General features: G+C 74.5%; 18 protein-coding genes. 10 read left to right on the top strand and 8 right to left on the bottom strand.

The annotated features are described in order from the left end of the window. Positions 1–184: 184 nt before the first annotated feature. The 5 genes from M8C11_RS23005 (at position 185) to M8C11_RS22985 (ending at position 9,647) form a co-directional block, all read left to right on the top strand. Complete coding sequence (locus tag M8C11_RS23005; protein ID WP_374668952.1) at positions 185–4,021, top strand: ATP-dependent helicase; 3,837 nt, start codon at positions 185–187, stop codon at positions 4,019–4,021. Between the two features lie 55 nt (positions 4,022–4,076). Then, positions 4,077–7,481 (top strand): ATP-dependent DNA helicase, encoded by a 3,405-nt coding sequence (locus tag M8C11_RS23000; RefSeq protein ID WP_252452999.1) that lies wholly within the window; start codon positions 4,077–4,079, stop codon positions 7,479–7,481. Between the two features lie 204 nt (positions 7,482–7,685). Beyond that, a complete protein-coding gene (locus M8C11_RS22995; protein ID WP_013288421.1) occupies positions 7,686–7,889 on the top strand; it encodes a cold-shock protein in 204 nt (67 codons plus the stop codon). Between the two features lie 177 nt (positions 7,890–8,066). Continuing rightward, entirely contained in the window at positions 8,067–9,320 is a 1,254-nt protein-coding gene (locus M8C11_RS22990) for a DEAD/DEAH box helicase (RefSeq protein WP_252452997.1), read from the top strand. Between the two features lie 141 nt (positions 9,321–9,461). After that, positions 9,462–9,647 (top strand): hypothetical protein, encoded by a 186-nt coding sequence (locus M8C11_RS22985; protein ID WP_252452995.1) that lies wholly within the window; start codon positions 9,462–9,464, stop codon positions 9,645–9,647. Positions 9,648–9,698: 51 nt separating this feature from the next. Here M8C11_RS22985 and M8C11_RS22980 read toward each other — a convergent pair whose 3' ends face one another. The 4 genes from M8C11_RS22980 to M8C11_RS22965 are packed head-to-tail and all read right to left on the bottom strand — an operon-like array spanning position 9,699 to position 12,858. After that, a complete protein-coding gene (locus M8C11_RS22980; RefSeq protein WP_252452993.1) occupies positions 9,699–10,142 on the bottom strand; it encodes an Rrf2 family transcriptional regulator in 444 nt (147 codons plus the stop codon). Positions 10,143–10,146: 4 nt separating this feature from the next. Then, entirely contained in the window at positions 10,147–11,031 is an 885-nt protein-coding gene (locus M8C11_RS22975; protein WP_120573242.1) for an ABC transporter permease, read from the bottom strand. After that, a complete protein-coding gene (locus M8C11_RS22970; RefSeq protein WP_252452990.1) occupies positions 11,021–11,800 on the bottom strand; it encodes an ABC transporter ATP-binding protein in 780 nt (259 codons plus the stop codon). The genes M8C11_RS22975 and M8C11_RS22970 overlap by 11 nt, the downstream gene beginning before the upstream one ends. Continuing rightward, positions 11,797–12,858, bottom strand: a complete 1,062-nt coding sequence (locus M8C11_RS22965; protein ID WP_252452988.1) for an ABC transporter substrate-binding protein — start codon at positions 12,856–12,858, stop codon at positions 11,797–11,799. The genes M8C11_RS22970 and M8C11_RS22965 overlap by 4 nt, the downstream gene beginning before the upstream one ends. 229 nt (positions 12,859–13,087) lie before the next feature. Between M8C11_RS22965 and M8C11_RS22960 the strand changes: the two genes are divergently transcribed. From M8C11_RS22960 to nudC, 3 genes are read left to right on the top strand one after another with little or no spacing between them, the layout of a single operon-like run. Then, on the top strand, positions 13,088–14,398 hold the full coding sequence (locus M8C11_RS22960) for a pitrilysin family protein (protein ID WP_252452985.1): 1,311 nt from the start codon (positions 13,088–13,090) through the stop codon (positions 14,396–14,398). 55 nt (positions 14,399–14,453) lie between these two features. After that, the gene (locus tag M8C11_RS22955) at positions 14,454–15,782 is read left to right on the top strand and encodes a pitrilysin family protein (protein ID WP_252452983.1); all 1,329 of its coding nucleotides are present in this window, start codon (positions 14,454–14,456) and stop codon (positions 15,780–15,782) included. Continuing rightward, positions 15,779–16,726, top strand: a complete 948-nt coding sequence (gene nudC, locus M8C11_RS22950) for an NAD(+) diphosphatase (RefSeq protein ID WP_121686384.1) — start codon at positions 15,779–15,781, stop codon at positions 16,724–16,726. The genes M8C11_RS22955 and nudC overlap by 4 nt, the downstream gene beginning before the upstream one ends. A 272-nt stretch (positions 16,727–16,998) precedes the next feature. On the opposite strand, the gene M8C11_RS22945 is transcribed toward nudC, so the two are convergent. The 3 genes from M8C11_RS22945 to M8C11_RS22935 all read right to left on the bottom strand — a co-directional run bounded on the left by M8C11_RS22945 (position 16,999) and on the right by M8C11_RS22935 (position 18,756). Next, positions 16,999–17,268: a hypothetical protein gene (locus M8C11_RS22945; RefSeq protein ID WP_252452981.1), complete on the bottom strand. Its 270-nt coding sequence runs from the start codon at positions 17,266–17,268 to the stop codon at positions 16,999–17,001. Between the two features lie 196 nt (positions 17,269–17,464). Then, complete coding sequence (locus M8C11_RS22940) at positions 17,465–17,704, bottom strand: DUF397 domain-containing protein (protein ID WP_252452979.1); 240 nt, start codon at positions 17,702–17,704, stop codon at positions 17,465–17,467. Between the two features lie 71 nt (positions 17,705–17,775). Continuing rightward, a complete protein-coding gene (locus tag M8C11_RS22935; RefSeq protein WP_252452978.1) occupies positions 17,776–18,756 on the bottom strand; it encodes a helix-turn-helix transcriptional regulator in 981 nt (326 codons plus the stop codon). Between the two features lie 204 nt (positions 18,757–18,960). On the opposite strand from M8C11_RS22935, the gene M8C11_RS22930 reads away from it, so the two are divergent. Beyond that, positions 18,961–20,214: an MFS transporter gene (locus tag M8C11_RS22930; RefSeq protein WP_252452976.1), complete on the top strand. Its 1,254-nt coding sequence runs from the start codon at positions 18,961–18,963 to the stop codon at positions 20,212–20,214. Between the two features lie 58 nt (positions 20,215–20,272). Here the strand turns inward: M8C11_RS22930 and M8C11_RS22925 are convergent, their stop codons facing one another. Continuing rightward, entirely contained in the window at positions 20,273–20,515 is a 243-nt protein-coding gene (locus tag M8C11_RS22925; protein WP_018784736.1) for a mycoredoxin, read from the bottom strand. 91 nt (positions 20,516–20,606) lie between these two features. Between M8C11_RS22925 and M8C11_RS22920 the strand changes: the two genes are divergently transcribed. Then, entirely contained in the window at positions 20,607–22,730 is a 2,124-nt protein-coding gene (locus tag M8C11_RS22920) for an ATP-dependent DNA helicase UvrD2 (RefSeq protein ID WP_252452974.1), read from the top strand. Positions 22,731–22,769: the final 39 nt, after the last annotated feature.

The following is a 22,769-nucleotide window of genomic DNA, read 5'->3' as shown; positions in this document are numbered from 1 at the left end:
CCGTGCGTGATCGACACCAGTACGGGGAGCTGGTGGTCTCGGGGCCGGTGTGATGTGGCCGTTTCCCCGTGGTGGTGTTGATCTAGGAGTGTGATGCCGCCACTTCGCCGAAGTGGCGTGGACGTCGGGGGCCGGACGTGAGGGCGGAGCCCGGCAACGGTGCACGCTGCATGCGGGTGAGCTGGTGACGGGCGGGACGGCGGCCGGTTTCCGGGTGTCGTACCGGCGTGGTGGGATGTCGGTGATGCAGGCGTACCGGTTGGTGCGCCGGCCCGGCGGCGCGGGGGCGGGGGTCACCCACGACGCCGGGGCGGGGCAGGGGGTGGGTCGGCCCGGCGGGCCGGCCGAGGCGGAGCCGCGATCCGGGGGGTCAGCGGGCGATGCCGCGCACCCGCAGACCGCCACGCCACCCGGGAACGCCCTGTCGCACCCGGAGACCGCCGCGTCGCCCGGGAACGCCCTGTCGCAGACGGCGACCGGCGCGCCCTCACCCGGCAGCGCCTCGCCGCCGAGCGCGGCCGGGCAGGGCACGAACATCGGGCGCTGGGCCGATCCGGTGCAGGCCGAGGTGGTCGCGCACACCGACGGGCCGATGCTCGTCGTGGGCGGTCCCGGCACCGGCAAGACGACGACGCTCGTCGAGGCGGTCGGGGCCCGCGTGGCCGAGGGTGTCGACCCGGAGCGGATCCTCGTGCTCACCTTCGGCCGGCGCGGCGCCACCGAGCTGCGCCACCGGATCGAGGCGCGGATCGCCGGCGACGGACACCGGGTGGTCCGCGAGCCGCTGGTGCGCACGTTCCCGGCGTACGCCTTCGGTCTGCTGCGCCGCGCGGCGGCCGAACGCGGCGAGCCCTCGCCCCGGCTGCTCACCGGCCCGGAGCAGGATCTGATCATCCGCGAGCTGCTCGACGTGGTGGGGGATGAACCCGGCGACGACCCGGTCGGCTGGCCGGAGGATCTGCGCCCGGCGCTGCGTACCCGGGCGTTCGCCCAGCAGCTCCGCGACCTGCTGATGCGTGCCGCGGAGCGCGGCGTCGGCCCGGTCGAACTGGCCCGGCTGGGCGAGAAGCTGGGCCGCGCCGACTGGCCGGCCGCCGCGCGCTTCCTGCGGGAGTACGTCGCCGTGCTCGCCCTGCGCGACGTGAGCAACCGGGGCTCGGTCGCGTACGACCCGGCGGAGCTGGTGCGCGCCGCCACCGGCATGCTGCTCGACGATCCCGAGCTGCTCGCCGCCGAGCGCCGTCGGCTGGCCCACGTGTACGTCGACGAGCTGGCCGACACCGACCCGGCCCAGCTCGACCTGCTCGCCGTGGTGGCCGGTGGCGGGCGGTCCCTGGTGGCGTTCGCCGACCCGGACTCGTCCACGTACGCGTTCCGCGGCGCCGACCCGGCGGGCGTCACCACGTTCCCGCACCGCTTCCGCACCGCCTCCGGTGCACCGGCCGCGCAGGTCACGCTGACCACCTCGTACCGGGCCGGGCCGGAACTGCTCGCGGCCACCGCCCGGCTGGCCCGTCGGCTGCGCGGCCCGGCGGCGCACCGGCGGCTGCGCCCGCTTCCCGGCGCGCCCGCCGGATCGGTGGAGGTACGGACGTTCCGGTCCGCCACCAGCGAGTCGGCGTGGCTGGCGCACGCGCTGCGCGAGGCGCACCTGCTCGACGGCGTGCCGTGGTCCCGGATGGCGGTGCTGGTCCGCTCCACCGGCCGGCAACTGCCGTCGCTGCGGCGCGCGCTCCACACGGCCGGTGTGCCGACCGTCGTGCACGGCGAGGACCTGCCGCTGCACCTCCAGCCGGCGGTCGCGCCGCTGCTGCTCCTGCTGCGTTGCGCGCTCGAACCCGACCGGCTGGACGAGGAGTCGGCGGTCGCGTTGCTGCACTCGCCGCTGGGCGGCGCCGACCCGCTTGCCGAACGGCGACTGCGCCAGGGGCTGCGGGCGCTGGCGCTGGCCGGCGGCGACCGCCGTCCCTCCGGCGAGCTGCTGGTGGAGGCGCTGCGCGACCCGGCGGAACTGGCCACCATCGAGCGTCGCTGGGCCGCTCCCGCGCAGGCCGTGGCGCACCTGCTCGCGACCGCCCGGGAGACGGCCGGCCGGCCCGGCGCCACGGTCGAGGACGTGCTCTGGGCGGTGTGGCGGGAGAGCGGGCTGGCCGAACGCTGGGCCGGTGCGATCACCCGGGGACGCGCGGCCACCGGCGAGCACGAGACCGCCCAGCGCTGGCGGGCCGAGGCCGCCGACCGTGACCTGGACGCGGTACTCGTCCTCTTCGACGCGGCGGCCCGGTTCACCGACCGGCTGCCCGGCGCGCGTACCGAGGTGTTCCTCGACCACGTCCTCGGGCAGGAGCTGCCCGCCGACACGCTCGCCGCCGCCGCCGACCGGGGTGACGCGGTACGCCTGCTCACCGCGCACGCCGCCAAGGGCCTGGAGTGGGATCTGGTCGCGGTGGCCGGGGTGCAGGAGGGCGTCTGGCCGGACCTGCGCCTGCGCGGCAGCCTGCTCGGCTCGGAGCGGCTCGTCGACGTGCTCGCCGGTCGCGCCGACGGCGCCGGGCTGCGGGCCAGCCTGGTCGGGCAGACGTCGGCGCTGCTGGACGAGGAGCGGCGGCTGTTCCACGTGGCGATCAGCCGGGCGCGACGGCGGCTGCTGGTCACCGCTGTCGCGTCCGCGGCGGTCGGCGGGGACGACCACGAGGAGCAGCCGAGCCGCTTCCTGCACGAACTCGCCGCCGCCGACCCACCCGCCACCGGCGGAACCGGCCCGGCTCCGACCGGCCCGAACCCGAACGGTCCGGCTCCGAACGGAAACAGCCCGACCGGCCCGGCTGACCGGGCTGGGAACGCCGCGAACGGTCCGAACCCGACCGGCCCGGAGCACGCCGCGCCGGACGGCCCGGCCCCGGCCGGCTCCGGCCCGGCCGGGAACGGTCCGGCGGGCCAGGTCACGCGCGGGCGAGCCGCGGACGGGCCGGTGCCGCACGGGGACGACCATCCGCAGGACGGGCCGCCCGCGGCGCTTCCGGTCACCCTGCCGCCGCGTGGGCTCACCCTGTCCGCGCTGGTGGCGGAGCTGCGTACCGCCGTCACCGACCCGGCCACGCCGATCACCCGGCGGCACGCGGCGGCGGGTGAGCTGGCGCGGCTGGCCGCCGCCGGGGTGCCCGGCGCGCACCCGGACGACTGGTGGGGGTTGCGCGGCCTCTCCGACGACCGGCCGCTGGTCGACGAGGGCGAGCCGGTGCGGGTCACCCCGTCGGCCATGGAGAGCGCGTTGCGGTGCAGCCTGCGCTGGCTGCTCGAACGGCACGGCGGCAGCGGGCCGGCGAGCGCCGCGCAGGGCGTCGGCAACCTGGTGCACGCCGCGGCGATGCTGGCCGAGGACGCCAGCGTCGACCGGGAGGCGTTGCTGGAGTACGTGGCGGCCCGGTTCGACGCGATCGAGCTGGCCGCGCGGTGGATGGCCGGCCCGGAGCGGCAGCGCGCCGAGGCGATGGTGGACAAGCTGCTGCGCTGGCTGGCCGGCAACCCCCGCCGGCTGCTCGCGATCGAGCACGAGTTCGCGGTCCGCCTCGACGACCCGTCCCGCCCGATCCAGCTGACCGGCCGGGTCGACCGGCTGGAGGTCGACGACGAGGGGCGGCTCGTCGTGATCGACCTGAAGACCGGCAAGTCGACGGCGGTCACCGAGCGGGAGGTGGCCGAGCATCCGCAGCTCGGGGCGTACCAGGCGGCGGTGGAGGCGGGCGGGTTCGCCGAGTTCGGCGAGGAACCGGGCGGGGCCGCGCTGGTGCAGCTCGGCACCGGCGCGCGGGACGCCAAGGAGCAGACCCAGGCCGCGGCCGGGGAGGGCCCGGAGGCCGGGTGGGCCACCGCGCTGGTGCGCCGTACCGCGGACACGATGGCCGCGTCGACGTTCGCCGCCGTGGCGAACTCCAAGTGCCGGGTCTGCCCGGTACGCACCAGCTGCCCGGTGTCCGGCCAGGGCCGCCAGGTCGTCGAGCCGCCCCCGGAGGGCTCGTGAGCGCGAGGAGTGAGCCGGTTTTGCGAGCCCCGCAGTCGCGAACAAGGACCGAGCCGTGAGTGTTCAGCCGGCGCTGTTCGGCGCCTCCGCCACGCCCGCGCCGCGTACCGCCGACGCCGGGCCCCGCTACACGCCGGTCGAGCTGGCCCGGCTGCTGCGGCTGCCCGCGCCCACCCGGGAACAGGCCGCGATCATCGCCGCGCCGGTGGAACCGCTGCTGGTGGTCGCGGGCGCCGGCTCGGGCAAGACCGAGACGATGGCCGCGCGGGTGATGTGGCTGGTCGCCAACTCCTACGTACGCCCCGAGCACATTCTCGGCCTCACCTTCACCCGTAAGGCGGCAGGCGAGCTGGCACACCGGGTCCGGACCCGCCTCGACCAGCTCATCCGGCGGCTCGGCCGGCAGGGGCGGGATCCGCACGACGACCCGCTGGCGGGCGAGCCGACCGTGTCCACGTACCACTCGTACGCCGGGCGGATCGTCACCGAGCACGGCTTGCGCGCCGGGTACGAGCCGACCACCCGGCTGCTCACCGAGGCGTCCCGCTGGCAGCTGGTCGACCTGCTGGTGCGCAACTACGACGGCGACATGTCCGAGGTGGACCGGATGCCGTCGACCATCACCGACGCCGTGCTGGCGCTCGCCGGTGAGCTGGACGAGCACCTGGTCGACCCGGACGAGCTGGCCGCCTGGACCGGCCGGTTCTTCGCCGACGTGCAGTCCCGGCCCGGCCGGGTCTACGCCGACGTGCGCAAGGCGCTCCAGCTCCAGCGGACCCGGCTGAAGCTGCTGCCGCTGGTGCGCGCGTACGCCCGGCGCAAGGACGACTTCGAGGCGATGGACTTCGCCGACCAGCTCGCCCGCGCGGCCCGGGTGGCCCGCGACCACCCCGGCGTGGGCGTGATCGAGCGGGACCGGTTCCGGGTGGTGCTGCTCGACGAGTACCAGGACACCAGCCACGCCCAGGTGGTGCTGCTCAACGCGCTGTTCGGCGGCGGCCACCCGGTCACCGCGGTGGGCGACCCGTGCCAGTCCATCTACGGCTGGCGCGGGGCCAGCGCCGGCACGCTCGACCGGTTCCCGGCCGAGTTCGCCCGCACCGACGGCAGCCCTGCCGACGTGCTCAGCCTGACCACGAGCTGGCGCAACCGGCCGGAGATCCTCGGCGTCGCCAACACGCTCTCGGTGCCGCTGCGGGCGGCCGGCGCGCGGGTGCCGGAACTGCACGCCGCGCTCAGCGTCCGCGACCCGATCCCGCACCGCACGCCGGGCGGGCAGGCGGGCGGCACCGTGCACTGCGCGCTGCTGGAGACGTACGCCGACGAGGCCGACTGGATCGCGGACAGCGTGCTGGCGGCCTGGCGGGGCGCGGCCGGGATGCCCGGCGCGCTGCCCGAGCACATCCCGGCCGACCGCCGCCCGACCACGGCGGTGCTGGTGCGGCTGCGCAGCCAGATCCCGGCGATCGAGGCGGCGATGCGCGCCCGCGGGCTGCCGGTCGACGTGGTCGGCCTGGGCGGGCTGCTGGACACCCCGGAGGTACGGGACGTGGTGTGCACGCTGCGCGTGCTCGCCGACCCGACCGACGGGGCGGCGCTGCTGCGGCTGCTCACCGGCGCGCGCTGGCGGATCGGCCCGCGTGACCTGGTCGCCCTGCACCGCCGCGCCCGCGCGATCGCCCGCAGCCGCCGGGAGCTGACCGGCGACGAGGGCCCGGAGATCACCGTGGACACGCTGGACGAGGCCACGCTCGTCGAGGCGCTGGCCGATCTGGGGCCGGCGCAGGCGTACTCGGCCGAGGGCTACGCGCGGCTGCGCTCGTACGGGATGGAGCTGGCGCTGCTGCGCTACCGGCTGGACCAGTCGCTGCCGGAGCTGATCGCGGACATCGAGCGGACCATCGGGCTCGACGTCGAGGTGGCGGTCCGGGCCGGCCGGGACGGCGCGGGCGACGCCGGGCTGGCCCGCGCCCACCTGGACGCGCTCGGCGACGTGGCGGCCCGGTTCAGCGGCGAGACGCCCGGCGCGACGCTCGCCGGTTTCCTCGCCTACCTGGCCGCCGCGGAGGACGAGGAGCGCGGGCTGGCGCCCGGCGAGGTCGAGGTGGTGGCCGGTGCGGTGCAGGTGCTCACCGCGCACGCCGCGAAGGGCCTGGAGTGGGACGTGGTGGCGGTGGCCGGGATGACCCGGGGCGTCTGGCCGGGGCCGGTCCGCAACTCCGACCACTGGCTGGGCGGGCTGGGTGTGCTGCCGTTCCCGTTGCGCGGCGACGCGGACGGGCTGCCCGAGCTGGCTCTGCCGGAGGCGGAGGACCAGCGCGGGGTGGCGCGGGCGCTCTCCGACTTCACCGACGCCTGGCGGGCGCACGACGAGCGGGAGGAGCGCCGGCTGGCGTACGTGGCGGTGACCCGCCCCCGCCGGCTGCTGCTCTGCTCCGGCTACTGGTGGGGGGAGGGGACCAAGAGGTTCCGCGGCCCGTCGGTGTTCCTGCGGGAGGTGCACGACGCCTGCCTGGCCGGCGCGGACGGGCACGTGGTGGACGCCTGGACGCCCGAGCCGGCCGGAGACGCGGTGAACCCGACCACCGAGACGGTGCTGCGGGCCGAGTGGCCGGCCGACCCGCTCGGCACCCGCCGGCCCGCGCTGACCGAGGCGGCGGCGCTGGTCCGCCGGTACCTGGCCGACCCGGAGACGGCCCGCCGCGAGGCGGCAGTGCTCGCCACCACCGCAGCGGCGGAGGACGCCGAGGTGGCCCGCTGGCGGCGCGAGGCCGATCTCCTGCTCGCCGAGCGGGCGGAGCTGGCCCGGCAGGCCGAGGCGGTCGAGGTCGAGCTGCCCGGCCAGCTCTCGGTGACCCAGCTCGTGGCGTTGCGCCGCGACCCGGAGGCGCTGGCCCGGACGCTGCGCCGCCCGATGCCGACCGAGCCGAACCCGTACGCCCGGCGCGGCACCGCGTTCCACGCCTGGCTGGAGCAGCGCTTCGGCGCCGACCGGCTGCTGGACGTGGACGAGCTGCCCGGCGCGGCGGACGAGGACGCGGCCCCGGACGAGGCGCTCGTCGAGTTGCAGGAGCGCTTCCTGGCCGGCGAGTGGGCCGACCGGGTGCCGGTGGAGGTGGAGGTGCCGTTCGCCACCGTCATCGCCGGGGTGGTGGTCAGGGGGCGGATGGACGCCGTGTTCGCCCGCCCGGGCGGGCGCTACGACGTGGTCGACTGGAAGACCGGGCGGCAGCCGGCCAGCCGGGAGGCCGACGCGGCGGCGGTGCAGCTGGCGGTCTACCGGCTGGCCTGGGCGGAGCTGGCCGGGGTGCCGGTGGACCGGGTCGGCGCCGCGTTCCACTACGTGCGGGACTCCGCGACGGTCCGCCCGGCCGACCTGCTCGACGCGGAGGGGCTGACCGCGTTGGTGGCCGCCGTGCCGGAAATCCCGGGGGATCTCCCCGAGCGCGCGAATCCGTGATACGTTGGCTGGGTTGCAGTTTTGGTTTCCAGAGACTCTGTGTGCGCCTGGCGGATTGTGGCCCCAGGCGCTCTTTGTTGTGTCCGGAGTTCTCCGGGCGGGGCGACCAGCAGCGACAGGCACGCCGCGTATTCCACGCGCGGGGTGCTCCTCTCCGGCCCGCAACACGTGCGGGCCGACCGTTCCGTCAAGGAGACGAAACACATGGCAATTGGCACCGTCAAGTGGTTCAACGCTGACAAGGGCTTCGGCTTCATCACCCCGGACGACGGCGGCGCCGACGTCTTCGCCCACTTCTCGGCGATCCAGACCTCCGGCTACCGGAGCCTGGACGAGAACCAGCGGGTCGAGTTCGAGGTGACCCAGGGCCAGAAGGGCCCGCAGGCGGAGAACATCCGCCCGCTCTGATCTTCGGATCAACCGGTACCACCACCGCGTCCTCTCGGGCGTGGTGCACGGGCCGGCCCGCCTCTGCCGGGCCGGCCCGTCCCTTCGGTTCGTGCTTGTGACCACCGGTGACGCCGGTGACGCGCCGCTTCTCGGCGCCCTTCCTCGACACGTGCCGCCTCGAGGAAGGCTTTCCGCATGACCACGACCCTGCCCACGTTCGCCGCCACCGGCCTGGCTCCGGCGCTCGTCTCCGAGCTGGCCGCGCAGGGCATCTCCGCGCCGTTCCCGATCCAGGCGGCCACGATCCCGGATTCGCTGGCCGGCCGGGACGTGCTCGGCCGGGGCCGTACCGGCTCCGGCAAGACGCTCGCGTTCGGGCTGCCGCTGCTGCACCGTACGGCCGGACGCCGGGCCCGTCCGGGCCGCCCGCTCGCGCTGGTGCTCGTACCGACCCGTGAACTGGCCGCGCAGGTGACCGACGCGCTCGCCCCGTACGCCGCCACGCTCGGCCTGCGCTGCGCCACGGTGGTCGGCGGGCTCTCGCTGGGCCGCCAGGCGGCCGCGCTGCGTGCCGGCGCCGAGGTGCTGGTGGCCACGCCGGGCCGGCTGCACGACCTGATCGACAGGGGGGACGCCCGGCTCGACCAGGTGGCCATCACCGTGCTGGACGAGGCCGACCAGATGGCCGACATGGGCTTCCTGCCGCAGGTGACGAAGCTGCTGGAGCAGGTCGCACCGGGCGGGCAGCGGATGCTGTTCTCGGCCACCCTGGACCGGGGCGTGGACCGGCTGGTCCGCCGGTTCCTGACCGACCCGGTGACGCACTCCGTCGACCCGGGCACCGCCACCGTCACCGCGATGACGCACCACGTGCTGCACCTGGAGGCGGAGGACAAGCCGGCCGCGCTGGCGCACATCGCCGCCCGCGAGGGCCGCACCATCGTCTTCATCGCCACCAAGCACCGCGCCGACCGGGTGGCCCGCCAGTTGCTCTCCAAGGGCGTACGCGCGGCGGCGCTGCACGGCGGCAAGTCGCAGCCGCAGCGCACCCGCATCCTGGAGCAGTTCCGCGCCGGCCAGGTCACCGCGCTGGTGGCGACCGACGTGGCGGCCCGGGGCATCCACGTCGACGGGCTGGACCTGGTCGTCAACGCCGACCCGCCCACCGAGGCCAAGGACTACCTGCACCGGGGCGGCCGGACCGCGCGGGCCGGGGAGTCGGGCACCGTGGTCACGCTCGTCCTGCCGGACCAGCGCCGCGACGTCGCCCGGCTGATGAGCACCGCGGGCATCAACCCCAAGACCACGCGGGTACGCCCCGGCGACGGCGAGCTGACTCGGCTCACCGGTGCCCGGGAGCCGTCCGGCGTCCCGGTGACCATCACCGCGCCCGCCGCCGCGCACCCCGCCCCGGCGACCCGTCCCCGCCGGCGCCCGCGCCGCCGCTGACCGCAGCCCGCGTCCGACCGGCCTGAGTCGGGAATCAGCCGATGTTCGGTCGGCTGCCCGACTGTCCGACCGGAACCCGACGGCGATGCTGTCGGTCGGGGGACCGGTCGGGGGGTCGGCCGGACGCGGAGGGAGCGGTTCATGGCGGGGGACGCCGGCTCAGGCGGAGCACGGGAAGTGCTGCTGGTGCTCGCGGTGGCGGGCGCCGGACTGGCGCTCGCCGCGGTGGCCGCGTTCGGGCCGTGGCAACCGTCCGACGACGGCCGGCAGGACCGTGGTGCCGCCCGCAGCTTCACCCCGGGGATGAGCGCCCCGCACGTCCCGTAGCCGCCCCGCAAGGGGGCCAGCTAGGCCGCCGGCGCCGTGACCGGACGCGCGTCAGGGTGCCGTGGCCCGGTCGCTCAGCAGGTCGGCGAGCGTGGTCCGGTCCACCACCAGGGCGATCGCGCCGTCCACCGCCAGCCACACGTCCCGCAGGCCGGTGGCCACGCCGTGGTAGCCGGCCCGGTCGGCGGGAATGCCCCGCACGCTCGTGATCGCGCCACCCACCGCGCGCAGCACGTCGCCCACGCTGATCTCGTCCGGCGGGCGGGTCAGCGCGTACCCGCCCTCGGTGCCGCGATGGCTGTGCAGCAGTCCGGCCCGCCGCAGGTCGAGCAGGATCCCCTGGAGGAAACTGAGCGGGATGTCCTGGCTCTCGGCCAGGCTCGCCGCCTTGACCAGCTCGCCGCCGCCGGCCGCCGGGTCGCCGGTGGTCCCGGCGACGTCGGCGGCGGCGAGCATGGCCCGGAGCGCGTAGTCGGCGCGCGCGGAGATGTACACGACGTCAGTTGCCGGCCTGGTCCAGCACGCCCCAGCGGCGGCGGATCGCCTTGTCGGCGGCCCCGAACGCGGTGTCCACGAGCAGGCCCACCACCAGGATGACGATCATGATGGCCATCAGGCGTGGCGCCTCGCTCAGCTCGCGCGCGTACGTGAGCTGCGCGCCGATCGAGGTGCGGGTGGCGATGACCACCAGCAGCTCACCGGCCATCAGGCTGCGCCAGGCGAACGCCCAGCCCTGCTTGAGCCCGGCCACGATGGCGGGGAGCGCGGCCGGCGCGATCACGTACCGGTAGAGGTTGAGCCCGCGCGCGCCGAGGTTGCGGCCGGCGCGGACCAGCAGCGGCGGCACGTAGTCGACGCCGTGGATGACGCCGTTGGCGACCGACGGCGCGGCGCCGAGCACCACCACGAAGAAGATCGCCTGCTCGCTGAGCTGGAACAGCAGGATGGCCAGCGGGAACCAGGCGATCGACGGCATGGTCTGCAACGCGGTGATCATCGAGCCGAGCGCGGCCCGGAGCACCTTGACCCGGGCGACGCCCAGGCCGAGCAGCAGGCCGACGGCGACGGCCGCGGCGAAGCCGACAGCCGCCCGCCGGGCGGTCGTGGCCAGGCCCTCCCAGAGCGCCGAGCTGAGCAGGTACTCCCCGAGGTCACCGAAGACCACTGCCGGGCCGGGCAGCGCCCACGGCTCCTTCCACCCGGACCAGACAACCGCCTGCCAGATCGCCACGGCGAGCGCGAGCGCGGCGAACTTGGGCCAGGTGGCCGACCACAGGCGGCGTACCCGGGACGGGCCCTTCTCCCGGCCGGCGATCTCCAGCGCGTCGAGGCCGGAGATCTCCGCGTCGGCCCGGGCCGACGCGGACAGGGTGTCACTGGCCATGCCGGCCCACCTCCTTGCGCAGCCGGTCGGTGACCTCGGCGGCGATGGCCGAGACCTCCGGCGAGTCGATCCGCCGGGGGCGCGGCACGGCGACCTCGGTGGAGTAGATGATCCGGCCGGGCCGGCTGGAGAGCAGCACGATGCGGTCGGCGAGCCGGGCCGCCTCGCGGACGTTGTGCGTGACGAACAGGACGGTGAGCTTGCGCTCGGACCAGATCCGCTCCAGCTCGTCGTGCAGGATGTCGCGGGTCATCGCGTCCAGCGCGCCGAACGGCTCGTCCATCAGCAGCACCGGCGTCTCCAGCGCGAGCGTGCGGGCCAGCGCGACCCGCTGCCGCATGCCGCCGGAGAGCTGGTGCGGCCGCTTACGGCCGAACTCGGACAGGTGGACCGTGCGCAGCAGTTCGGCCACCCGCTCCTTGCGCTGGTCGCGGGCCAGCCCGCGCAGCTTCAGCGGCACCTCGACGTTGCCCTCGACGGTCAGCCACGGGAACAGCGCCGGCTCCTGGAACATGAGTCCCGGGTTGACGCCCTCGCCCAGCTCGATCGCGCCGCCGCTGGCCCGGTCGAGCCCGGCGACCAGGTTGAGCAGCGTGCTCTTGCCGCAGCCGGACGCGCCGACCATGCAGACGAACTCACCCGGAGCGACGTCCAGCGACAGCCCGTCCAGCGCCAGGACCGCCTGCTCGCCCTGGCCGTACACCTTGGTCACGCCGCGCAGCGCGACCGAGCCGGTCGCGCTGCGCGGGGTCGTGCTGGTCGACGTCACGGCTGGCTGACCTCGGCCTTGCCCTGCGCCTTGAGCACCTCGTTGAGGTACTTCAGGTCGTAGAGGCCGTTCAGGTCGACCGGCTGGGTGAGCCCGACCGCGACCGCGTGGTCCAGGCCGGTCTTCAGCGACGACGGGATCGGGTCGTTGGTGAACTCCAGCGTCGGCCAGGCCTGCTTGATCAGCTTGAGGTCCAGCGGCTTGCCGGTGATCTTGCCGATGTGGTCGGAGATGGCCTGCTGCGCCTCGTCCGGCTTGGTGTTGACGAACTCGTTCGCCGCGACCTGGCCCTCGACCAGCTTCTTCACCACGTCCGGGTGCGCCTTGAGGAACTTGGTGCTGACCAGCAGGTTGGTGATGACGAACTTCTTGTCCGGCCAGAGGTCGCGCTCGTCGACGAGCACCTTGCCGCCGGCGTTGATCAGCCGGGAGACGAAGGGCTCGGGCACCCAGGCGCCGTCGATGGCGCCGCTGCCGAACGTCTCGATCGTCTGCGCGTTCTCCTGCGGCACGATCTTGACGTCGCCGCCGCCCTCCTTGGTGGTCTCCAGGCCCTTCTCCTTGAGCCAGAAGCGCAGCGCCACGTCCTGGGTGTTGCCGAGCTGCGGGGTGGCGATCTTCTTGCCGCGCAGCTGCTCCACCGAGGTGATGCCGGGCTTCACCACGAGCGCGACGCCGCCGGACGCGGCGCCGGAGACGACCCGGACCGCCTCGCCCTTGGACTTGGAGAAGGCGTTCACGGTCGGGTTCGGGCCGATGTACGTGGCGTCGAGCGCGCCGGAGAAGACGGCCTCGATGGCGGCCGGGCCGGCGTTGAACGTCTTGGTGTCCAGCTCGACGTCGCTGCCGAGCTTCTCCTTGAAGATCCCCTTCTCCACGCCGACCACGGCCGGGGCGTGCGTGATGTTGGGGAAGTAGCCCAGGCGCAGCGTCACCGGGCCGGACGCGGCGCCGGCGTCGCTGTCGTCGCCGCAGGCGGCGGTGGTGCCGAGCGTGGCCGCGCCGACAGCGGCCAGGGCCGCGAGGGTGGCCAGGCGGCGCAGGGGAAGCCCTCTCATCGAATGTCCAATCCGCAGTATTCCTATTTAGTTGGTAGGAAGAGTGGGCCAGCGGCCTGGCGGCGTCAAGCCCCGTCTCAGGGCCGCGCTCCGCGACCTGGGATTTCCCGATAATTCCCACCTGTTCGGTGGAGAAGGCGTGACCGGTCGGCCAGCCGCCGGGACCGCCGTCCGGTGGGCCGCGGCACACCGGCGGTAGAGCCGGTACCGAGGCGCTAATGTCGATCTCGTGCCGACGCGGAGAGCGAAGATCCCAGCGACGAAGTACCCGGTCGAACGGTTCACCCTCGACAACGGCCTGCGTGTGGTGCTCACGCCGGACCGCAGCGCCCCGGTCATCGGGGTGGCTGTGGTCTACGACGTCGGCATCCGCTCCGAGCCCGAGGGCCGCACCGGGTTCGCCCACCTCTTCGAGCACCTGATGTTCCAGGGCTCGGAGAACCTGGAGAAGCTGGCCCACTTCCGGCACGTCCAGGGCGCGGGCGGGACGTTCAACGGCTCCACCCACCTGGACTACACCGACTACTTCGAGACGCTCCCCGCCAACGCGCTGGAACGCGCGCTGTTCCTGGAGGCCGACCGGATGCGCGGCCCCCGGCTGACCGAGGAGAACCTGCGCAACCAGGTCGACGTGGTCAAGGAGGAGATCCGGGTCAACGTGCTGAACCGGCCGTACGGCGGGTTCCCCTGGCTGACGCTGCCGCCGGTGATGTTCGACACCTTCCCCAACGCGCACGACGGCTACGGCTCCTTCGTCGACCTGGAGTCGGCCACCGTGGCCGACGCCGCCGACTTCTTCCGCCGCTACTACGCCAGCGGCAACGCGGTGCTCGCGGTCAGCGGCGACATCGACGTGGCCGAGGCGACCACGCTCATCGAGCGGCACTTCGGGGACGTGCCGGCCCGGCCCGCCCCGCAGCGGCCCGACTTCGCCGAGCCCGACCTGACCGCCGAGCGGCGCAACACGTACACCGACGCGCTGGCCCCGCTTCCGGCGGTGGCCGGCGCCTGGCGGGTGCCCGACCCGGTCAGCGACTTCGCCGGTTACCTGCCGTACGTGGTGCTGGCGGAGGTGCTCACCGACGGCGACGCCTCCCGGCTGGTCGAGCGGCTGGTGCAGCGCGACCGGTCGGTCACCAGCCTCGGCGGGTACCTCGGCTTCATGGGCGACCCGTTCGACGTGCGCGACCCCACCGCGCTGCTGCTCCAGGCGCACCTGCCGCCCGGCGGCGACGTGGACAAGGTGCTGCGCACCATCGACGAGGAACTGGACCGGCTGGCGACCGACGGGCTGACCGAGGGTGAGCTGGCGCGTACCCAGGCCCGGATGGCCACCCACCTGCTGCGCGACACGGACGCGGTGCTCGGCCGCGCGTTGCGGATGGCGGTGCTGGAACAGCAGCGGGGCGAACCCGGCCTGCTCAACGACCTGCCCCGGCTCGTCGGCGAGGTGACCGAGGAGCAGGTCCGCGCCGCCGCCGCCACCCTGCGGCCCGAGCGCCGCGCATCAGTCGAGGTCGTCGCCGGAGGTGGGCGGTGAGCGCGAGGAGTGAGCCGGTTTTGCGAGCCCCGCAGTCGCGAACGGAGATGGCCCAGTGACTACGACTACCGTCCGGCCGCTGCCGGCGCTGCGCCCGAACCGCCGCCTCAAGGTGCCCAAGCAGGCCGAGCGCACGCTCGGCAACGGCCTCACCGTGATCGCGGTACGCCGCTCCTCCGTACCGCTCGTCGAGCTGCGACTGTGGATGCCGTTCGGGCGCACCCACCTGGCCCGCGGCGGGATGCTGGCGCAGACCATGCTCTCCGGCACCGAGGCGCACAGCGCCACCGAGCTGGCGGCCGAACTGCAGAAGGTCGGCGGCGGGCTGACCGCCGGTCTCGACCCGGACCGGCTGATGCTCTCCGGCGCGGGCCTGGTCACCGGCCTGGACCGGATGCTGGAACTGCTCGCCGAAGTGCTCACCGGGGCCACCTACCCGGCCGACTGGGTGGAGACCGAGCGGGACCGCCTGGTCGACCGCATCCAGGTCGCCCAGAGCCAGCCGTCGCACCTGGCCCGCACCGCGCTGCTCAAGCGGGTGTACGGCCGGCACCCGTACGCGGTGCAGACGCCCGACCCGGACCAGGTCCGGGCGGTCCGCCCGGCCGCGTTGCGCCGGCTGCACGCCGAGCGGGTGCACCCGGCCGGCGCGGTGCTGGTGCTCGTCGGCGACGTGGCGCCGGAGCGGGCGCTGGACGCGGCCGAGCAGGCGCTGGCCGGGTGGCGCGGTGACGGCCACGTCGCCGAGCTGCCCCCGGCGCCGCCGCTGGAACCCGGTCCGCTGCTGCTGGTCGACCGGCCCGGCTCGGTGCAGTCCTCGGTACGCCTCGCGCTCCCCGCGGTGCCGCGTACCCACCCGGACCACGCCGCGTTGCAGCTCGCCAACCTGATCTTCGGCGGCTACTTCTCCTCCCGCTGGGTGGAGAACATCCGCGAGGACAAGGGCTACACGTACGGGCCGCACTCGCTCGTCGAGCACTCGGTGGCCGGTTCGCTGCTCGTCGCCGGCGCCGAGGTGGCCACCGAGGTCACCGCGGCGGCGCTGGTGGAGACGAACTACGAGCTGGGCCGCCTGGCGACTGTGCCGCCGAAGGCCGACGAACTGGAGCAGGCCCGCCAGTACGCGCTCGGCACGCTCCAGCTCGGCATGTCCACCCAGGCCGGCCTCGCGTCGCTGACCAGCGCGTACGCCGGCAACGGGCTGCGGCTGGACTTCCTCGCCGAGCACGCCGCCCGGCTGGCCGCCGCGACTGTGGACGACGTGGCCGAGGTGGCCGCCCGCTACCTGGCCCCGGCCCGCGCGGTCACCGTCGTGCTCGGCGACGCCGAGCGGGTGGCCGACTCGCTCGCCGCGCTGACACCGGTGCGTACGGAATCCGCATGAGCGGCGAATCCGCCCCGCCGCTGGCCCGGTCGACGCTCGACCGGGCCGCGCACCGGCGTACCGATCCGGGCTGGCTGACCGAGGCGTGGGAACGGGCCCGGGTGCTGGTGCTGGACTCCACCGCCGAGGGGCGGGCGCTGGTCCGGGGCGCGTCGACCCCGCCGGAGCTGGTCCTGGTCGGTCCCGGCGAACTGCCCGAGGTGCCCCGGTCGGTGCCCATGTTCCTCGGCGTCGAGCCGGACGGCGTACCCGTGTTCGCGGTGGACGGGCCGCTGCCGGCGCTGCCGGACACCCGTCCGGCCCACCTGCGCGAGGTCGGCCACCTGATGACCGACCGGGACGCGGGCCTGTTCACCACCGCGCTGGCACTGCTCAACTGGCACCTGCGGCACGGCTACTCGTCGACCACCGGCAAGGCGACGAGCGCCGACGAGGCCGGCTGGTCGCGGATCGATCCGGACGGCGACCGGGTCTGGCCGCGTACCGACCCGGCCATGATCGTGCTGGTGCACGACGGGGTGGACGGCCCGGACGGCCGCTGCCTGCTCGGCAACAACGCGGCCTGGCCGCGCACCCCGGGACAGCGCCGCTACTCCTGCCTGGCCGGATACGTCGAGCCCGGCGAGTCGGCCGAGGCCGCCGTGCTGCGCGAGGTCCGCGAGGAGGTGGGCGTCCCGGTCGAGGAGATCGCGTACGTGGGCAGCCAGTCCTGGCCGTTCCCCGGCTCGCTGATGCTCGGCTTCCTGGCCCGCGCCGACGCGGACGCGCCGATCCGGGTCGACCTGGCCGAGATCGCGCACGCGCGCTGGTTCACCCGCCGGGAGATCGGCGCGGCGCTCGCGGACGAGCCGGTGCCGGTGGGCGGGGGAGACCGGCTGGTCCTGCCGCCGCCGTCCTCGATCGCGTTGTTCCTGGTGCACCGCTGGCTCGACGGCCACTGCTGACCCGCCCGACCCCGTCGGGTTGGCGGGTTCCGGCTGGGGTCGCGCCAGTTCGGGGAAGTGGCGTGGTCGGGGCGGTGGGATGCAGCCACCTCCCCGAGCTGGCGAGGCTGGGAGGACACAGGCCGGGCGGACACAGGCCGGGAGGACGCGGCCCCGACCCGGACCGTCGTTGCCGCGACGGTCGCGGGCCGGGAACACGTGCCGTCGGGGCCGGGTGAGGCAGGAAAGCGGCGGGGGAGGCCGGTCCGGCCACGACGGACGTCAGCGTCCGGTCATCCACCGTCCCAGCGGTACGGGTGCCCGGGGGCGGGTTCCTCGATCGGCAGCACCTTGACCCGGTGCCGGCCCGCGCGCACGGCGCCGACCGCGGACAGCGCGCGGGCGAGCAGGAGTGCGGCGTCCCGGTCCTCGGCGTGGACGACCTGGCGGCGGGGTTCCGGCGTGCTCGTCTCGTCCCGCAGGCGACCCCCGCCCGCCCAGGCGGCGGCGATGTCGGCGTCGGCGACGGTACGGATCTCGGTGCGGACGATCAGGAACCGCATGGTGTCCCCCGGACAATCGGCGGTTACACGCTGGAACTTCCACGTCACTCCCGCGTCATGTTACGCCGATGTGTCCGCCCGGCAAGGGGAACGCGCCAGCTCGACCGATCGGGGGATCCCAGGTCAGCACCGTTGTCGGGGATGGACGCGCGAGGGGCCGCCGGCTCGCGCCGACGGCCCCTCGTGGTTCGCCGGATCAGTCCAGATCGAACTGACCGCTCTTCGTGCCGGCGAGGAAGCCGAGCCAGCCGGCCCGGTCGAACAGCAGGACCGGTCCGCTCGGGTCCTTGCTGTCCCGCAGCGCCACTGTGGCCGGCCCGGAGTCGAGCGGCGCGACCTCCACGCAGTTGGAGGTCTGGCTGCGGGTGCTCTTGCGCCAGGCTGCGCCGGTGAGCCGTCCCGACAGTGCGGTCGTGCTGGTGTGGATCTCGTTCATGGTGCTTGCTCCTGGTGAGGTGCTCCGATGGGACCGAGCGACGCCGGAGCGCGGACGGTGCCCGTACCGGATCACCGTTCCGTGGTGAGGCGCCCCGAGTCCCGGCGTCGCTGGGTCGGCGCCGTTGCCGACCCGTACGCCACCGTGGACTCGACTGCCGTGCCGGTCAGCCGTCCCGTCGCCTCGATCAACCAGGAGAGGGTGTCCGATGCGGAGAGTGCCGACGAGCATAGCCACTCGAACACCACTTTATAGCGATTTAGGGTGTTTACCTCGGTCGACATGACGTCGGTGAACCCACCTTCGATGGCGAGTGTCTCCGGATCGAGGGGATCGGCGAACCGGTAGACCGAGAAAGCGGTCGGCGGAAGGTACCAGTCACCGACCCGCGTGTCCCGCAGCAGCAGGCGCAGCGTCACGTTCGGCAGCAGCGCCATCTCGCACAGGTGGACGAGCTGCTCGTGCAGCACCTCCGGCGGCCCGGCCCGCCGGCCGAGCGCCGCCTCCTCCAGCACCGCCGTGTAGCGGGGCACCTCGGGGGAGCGGGTCAGCAGCGACTGGCGGGCCTGCCGCGCGCGTACCTCGGTCTCCGGATCCTCGCTCTCCGGGTCGCCGGCCTCGGCGGCGACCTGCGCGGCGGACATGATCCGGTGCCGGGCGTACCCGGGCGTCTGCAACAGCCCCGGCACCAGCACCGGGTTGTACTCGGAGATCTCCGCGCAGCCGGCCTCCAGCTCGGCGAAGGCGCGCTGCTGCTGCGTCATCACCGGGAAGTTGCGCAGCCAGCCGCGCATGTCGCCGGCCTCGTGGGTGATCCCGGTCAGTTCCGCGCGCTGCTCCTCGTCGGCGCCGTAGAGCGTCAGCAACACGTCCACGTCGTCCGGGTCGGGACGGCTGCGGCCGTTCTCCAGACGGGACAACTTGGATGCGGAGGCCCAGCCGATCCGCTCGATGACCTGGTCACCGGTCAGACCGGCCTGTTCGCGGAGCCGACGCAGCTCGGTGCCGAGTCGACGACGGCGCAGAATCGGGCCTGGTACGGCAGGAGGCACGGCGTCCTCTTTCCCGTCGACCGTCGCTTGACGCGACGGTAACTGTATGAAATTCGCCCCCCACGGTCAGTATGGACGGCGCGACCGGCGCCGGAGGTTCCGGCACGGGCGTGTCACGAGACAAAAAGAGGACTGTGGAGGGCGCCTTCACCGGCGCCCGCCCCCGACGCGCCCCTGGTGGCGCACCCCCGCCGGAGGGAACCGATGCGCACCGTCCTGCGCCGCCCCGACTTCCGCCTGCTGTTCGCCGCGCTCGTCGCGAGCATGGCTGCGGAGTCGGTCCTGCTGCTCGCCCTGGCCGTCTGGGTCAAGGATCTGACCGGTTCGGACAGCATGGCCGGGGCGACCATCTTCGCGGTCATCGCGCCGATGGCGCTCGCCCCGCTGGTCGGCTGGGTGGTCGACCGCTACCGCAGGCGACCCTTCTTCATCGCCGCCAACCTGGTCGCGGCAGTGCTGCTCGGCCCGCTGCTCACGGTCCGGGACCGCTCCGACGTCTGGGTGATCTACGTGGTCGCCGCGCTCTACGGACTCTCGTACATCACCCTCACCGCCGTGCTCAACGGACTGATCCGGCATCTGGTTCCGGCCGAGCTGCTGGCCGACGCGAACGGGCTGCTCCAGACCGTCCGGCAGGGCCTGCGGCTGATCGGGCCGCTGGCCGGGGCCGGTGTGTACGCCGCGGTGGGCGGCTGGCTGCTGGTCCTGCTGGCCATGACCGGCTTCCTGACCGCGGCGGCGGTGGTCGCGCGGCTGCGTGTGGAGGAGGGCACACCGGCGCGGTCCGGTCGCCGCGGGCCGTCCGAGCTGGGCGCCGGGCTGCGCCACCTGACCGGGGAGCCGGCGCTGCGCCGGGCGCTGCTCGGGTACGGGCTCGGCTCGCTGGTGATGGGCTTCACCGAGTCGCTGATCTTCGCGTACGTCGATCTGGGCCTGCACCGCGACGCCGCGTTCGTCGGCGTGCTGGTCATGGTGCAGGGCGTCGGCGGGCTGGTCGGCGGCCTGTTCTCGGCCGCCGTGGTCCGCCGGTTCGGCGAGGTCGGCGCGCTCGCCGCGGGCGTGACGTTCTTCGGGCCGGCCGCGCTGGCGCTGGCGTACCCCCGGTTGTGGCTCGGGGTGGTGGCGCTGCTGCTGGCCGGCCTCTCGCTGCCGCTGACCATGGTGGGGTTGAACACGCTGATCCAGCGGCGGACGCCGCCGCGGCTGCTCGGCCGGGTGACCGCCGCGTCGGAGGCGCTGGTCAGCGGGCCGCAGGCGCTCTCCATCGGCACCGGCGCGCTGCTCGTCGGCGTGTTCGACTACCAGCTGCTGTTCGCCCTGGTGGGGGCCGTCACCACGGCGGCCGGCCTCTACCTGTGGCGGGGCCGCGGGCTGACCACGCCGGTCGCCGGACCGGTCCGGATCCCGGCGCCCCGCAAACCCGCCGACGACGGCGTGCTCAGCCGGGGCGGGTCCTGAACGACGGCGAGCGGCCGCACCCGGATCGGGTACGGCCGCTCGTGGCGTCGCGGGCGGATCAGCCGGGCAGCGCGGCCAGGTGCTGCTTGACCTGCGTGATCGAGGGGTTGGTCAGGGCGCTGCCGTCGGCGAAGCGCAGCGTCGGGACGGTCTGGTTGCCGCCGTTGACGCTCATCACGAAGTCCGCGGCCGTCGGGTCCTGCTCGATGTCGACCACCTCGTACGCGATGCCCTCCCGGTCGAGCTGCGACTTCAGCCGGTGGCAGTAGCCGCACCACGGGGTGGAATACATCGTCAGCATGGTCTGGTCCTCCAAGGGGTGGCTCGCGCCCGGTCCGATCAGGCCAGGCTAATCGCTGCAACGTCACACGATGCTGGGATGATTCCCTGCTGTGGGCGTTCACTCAGCGGCGGAACGGGTGCTGGCCGGGCTGGATCCGGAGCAGCGCTCCGCGGTGACCGCCCCGGCCGGCCCGGTCTGCGTCCTGGCCGGCGCCGGCACCGGCAAGACCCGGGCGGTGACGTCGCGGATCGCGTACCGGGCGCTGACCGGCGACATCGCCGGCCGGCACGTGCTGGCGGTCACGTTCACCGCCCGCGCCGCAGCCGAGATGCGCAGCCGCCTCGGCGTGCTCGGGGTGCAGGGCGTGCAGGCACGCACGTTCCACGCGGCGGCGCTGCGGCAGGTCCGTTACTTCGCGCCCCGGCTGCTGGCCGGGCGGGCCATGCCGGAGCTGCTGGACAGCAAGGTGCGGGTGGTCACACTCGCCGCCGCCAAGGTCGGCCTGCGCGCCGACCGGGCCGCCGCGCGGGACCTGGCCGCCGAGATCGAGTGGGCCAAGTCGTCGCTGGTCGAGCCCGGGGAGTACGTCGTGGCCGCGGCCAAGGCGCTGCGCGAGACGCCGTACGAGCCGGCCCGGGTGGCGGACGTGTTCGACGCGTACGAGCGGCTCAAGCGCGGCAACGGGGTGATCGACTTCGAGGACATGCTGCGCGCCGCGGTCTGGGGCATCGAGGAGCACCCGGACGTGGCCGAGCAGGTGCGCAACCAGTACCGGCACTTCGTGGTCGACGAGTACCAGGACGTCAACCCGCTCCAGCAGCGGCTGCTGGAGGCGTGGCTGGGCGGCCGGGACGACCTGACGGTGGTCGGCGACGCCAGCCAGACGATCTACTCGTTCACCGGCGCCACCTCGTCGTACCTGGTCGACTTCCCCCGCCTGCATCGGGGCGCGACTGTGGTCCGGCTGGTCCGCGACTACCGCTCCACCCCGCAGGTGGTCGGGCTCGCCAACGCGGTGATCTCGCAGGCCCGGGGCGCCGAGGCGCGGCTTCGGCTGGAGCTGCACGGCCAGCGCCGGCCCGGCCCGGAGCCGGAACTGCGGATCTTCACCGACGAGCCGGCCGAGGCGAACGCGGTAGCCGCGCGCTGCCGGGCGCTGGTGGCGGGCGGCACCCCGGCGCGGGAGATCGCGGTGCTGTTCCGCACCAACGCGCAGTCCGAGGCGTACGAGAAGGCGCTCTCCGAGGCCGGCGTGCCGTACGTGCTCCAGGGCGCGGAGCGGTTCTTCGAGCGGCCCGAGGTGCGCCAGGCGATGATCGCGTTGCGCGCCGCCACCCGGTCGGCCGACCCGGGCACCCCGTTGCCGGCCGCCGTGGTCGAGGCGCTCACCGCCGTCGGTTGGGCGCCCGACTCGCCCCCGCCGGGTGGCGCCGCCCGCGAGCGGTGGGAGGCGCTCGCCGCGCTGGTCCAGCTCGCCGAGGAGTACGCGGCGGAAGCCGAGGACGATCCCGGCCTGACCGGGTTCACCGAGGAACTCGCCCGGCGGGCCGCCCAGCAGCACGTGCCCACCGTCGAGGGCGTCACGCTCGCGTCGTTGCACTCGGCGAAGGGGCTGGAGTGGGACGCGGTGTTCCTGGTCGGGCTGGCCGAGGGCACGCTGCCCACCACGTACGCGAAGACCATGGAGCAGGTCGAGGAGGAACGGCGGCTGCTCTACGTCGGGATCACCCGTGCCCGGGAGTGGCTCTGGCTGTCGTACGCCACCGCGCGCTCGCCGGGCGGGCGGGCCCGGCGTCCCTCCCGGTTCCTGCCCCAGCTCGACCGGTCCGGCGGCGGTGAGCGGGCCGGCGGCGCCGGGCCGGCGCGGCGGGCCGAGCGGCGCCGGCCGCAGGTGGTCTCGTGCCGGATCTGCGGCGCCACGCTGCTCGCCGGCGCGGACCGGAAACTGGGTCGCTGCCCGACCTGCCCGTCGGACATCGACGAGGAGCTGTACGAGCGGCTGCGCGACTGGCGGCAGCGGGTGGCGGGCGCGCAGAAGGTGCCGGCGTACGTGGTCTTCACCGACGCCACGCTCACCGCGCTGGCCGAGCGGAAGCCCGGCCGCACGGAGGAACTGGTGGCGATCGCCGGGATCGGGCCCCGAAAAGTCGGTCTTTATGGGGATACGGTGCTCGCCCTGGTGGCGGGCGCCACGGTGGACGCCGTCTGCCCACAGAAAACTTCTGAAAAGTAGCCGTAAATCGTTTGCCCTCGCCCGAGGGCGAGGAATAGC

Source organism: Micromonospora sp. CPM1, from assembly GCF_023896895.1.
Taxonomy (GTDB): domain Bacteria; phylum Actinomycetota; class Actinomycetes; order Mycobacteriales; family Micromonosporaceae; genus Micromonospora; species Micromonospora tulbaghiae.
The sequence above is the reverse complement of the archived record's forward strand: the minus strand, read 5'-3'. Positions and strand labels throughout refer to the sequence as shown.

What these genes read in the sequence shown, in the direction of transcription:
- M8C11_RS22995 (WP_013288421.1), top strand. Translation starts at nt 7,686, where the DNA reads ATGGCAATTGGCACCGTCAAGTGGTTCAACGCTGACAAGGGCTTCGGC.
- M8C11_RS22990 (WP_252452997.1), top strand. Translation starts at nt 8,067, where the DNA reads ATGACCACGACCCTGCCCACGTTCGCCGCCACCGGCCTGGCTCCGGCG.
- M8C11_RS22985 (WP_252452995.1), top strand. Translation starts at nt 9,462, where the DNA reads ATGGCGGGGGACGCCGGCTCAGGCGGAGCACGGGAAGTGCTGCTGGTG.
- M8C11_RS22975 (WP_120573242.1), bottom strand. Translation starts at nt 11,031, where the DNA reads ATGGCCAGTGACACCCTGTCCGCGTCGGCCCGGGCCGACGCGGAGATC.
- M8C11_RS22965 (WP_252452988.1), bottom strand. Translation starts at nt 12,858, where the DNA reads ATGAGAGGGCTTCCCCTGCGCCGCCTGGCCACCCTCGCGGCCCTGGCC.
- nudC (WP_121686384.1), top strand. Translation starts at nt 15,779, where the DNA reads ATGAGCGGCGAATCCGCCCCGCCGCTGGCCCGGTCGACGCTCGACCGG.
- M8C11_RS22945 (WP_252452981.1), bottom strand. Translation starts at nt 17,268, where the DNA reads ATGCGGTTCCTGATCGTCCGCACCGAGATCCGTACCGTCGCCGACGCC.
- M8C11_RS22940 (WP_252452979.1), bottom strand. Translation starts at nt 17,704, where the DNA reads ATGAACGAGATCCACACCAGCACGACCGCACTGTCGGGACGGCTCACC.
- M8C11_RS22930 (WP_252452976.1), top strand. Translation starts at nt 18,961, where the DNA reads ATGCGCACCGTCCTGCGCCGCCCCGACTTCCGCCTGCTGTTCGCCGCG.
- M8C11_RS22925 (WP_018784736.1), bottom strand. Translation starts at nt 20,515, where the DNA reads ATGCTGACGATGTATTCCACCCCGTGGTGCGGCTACTGCCACCGGCTG.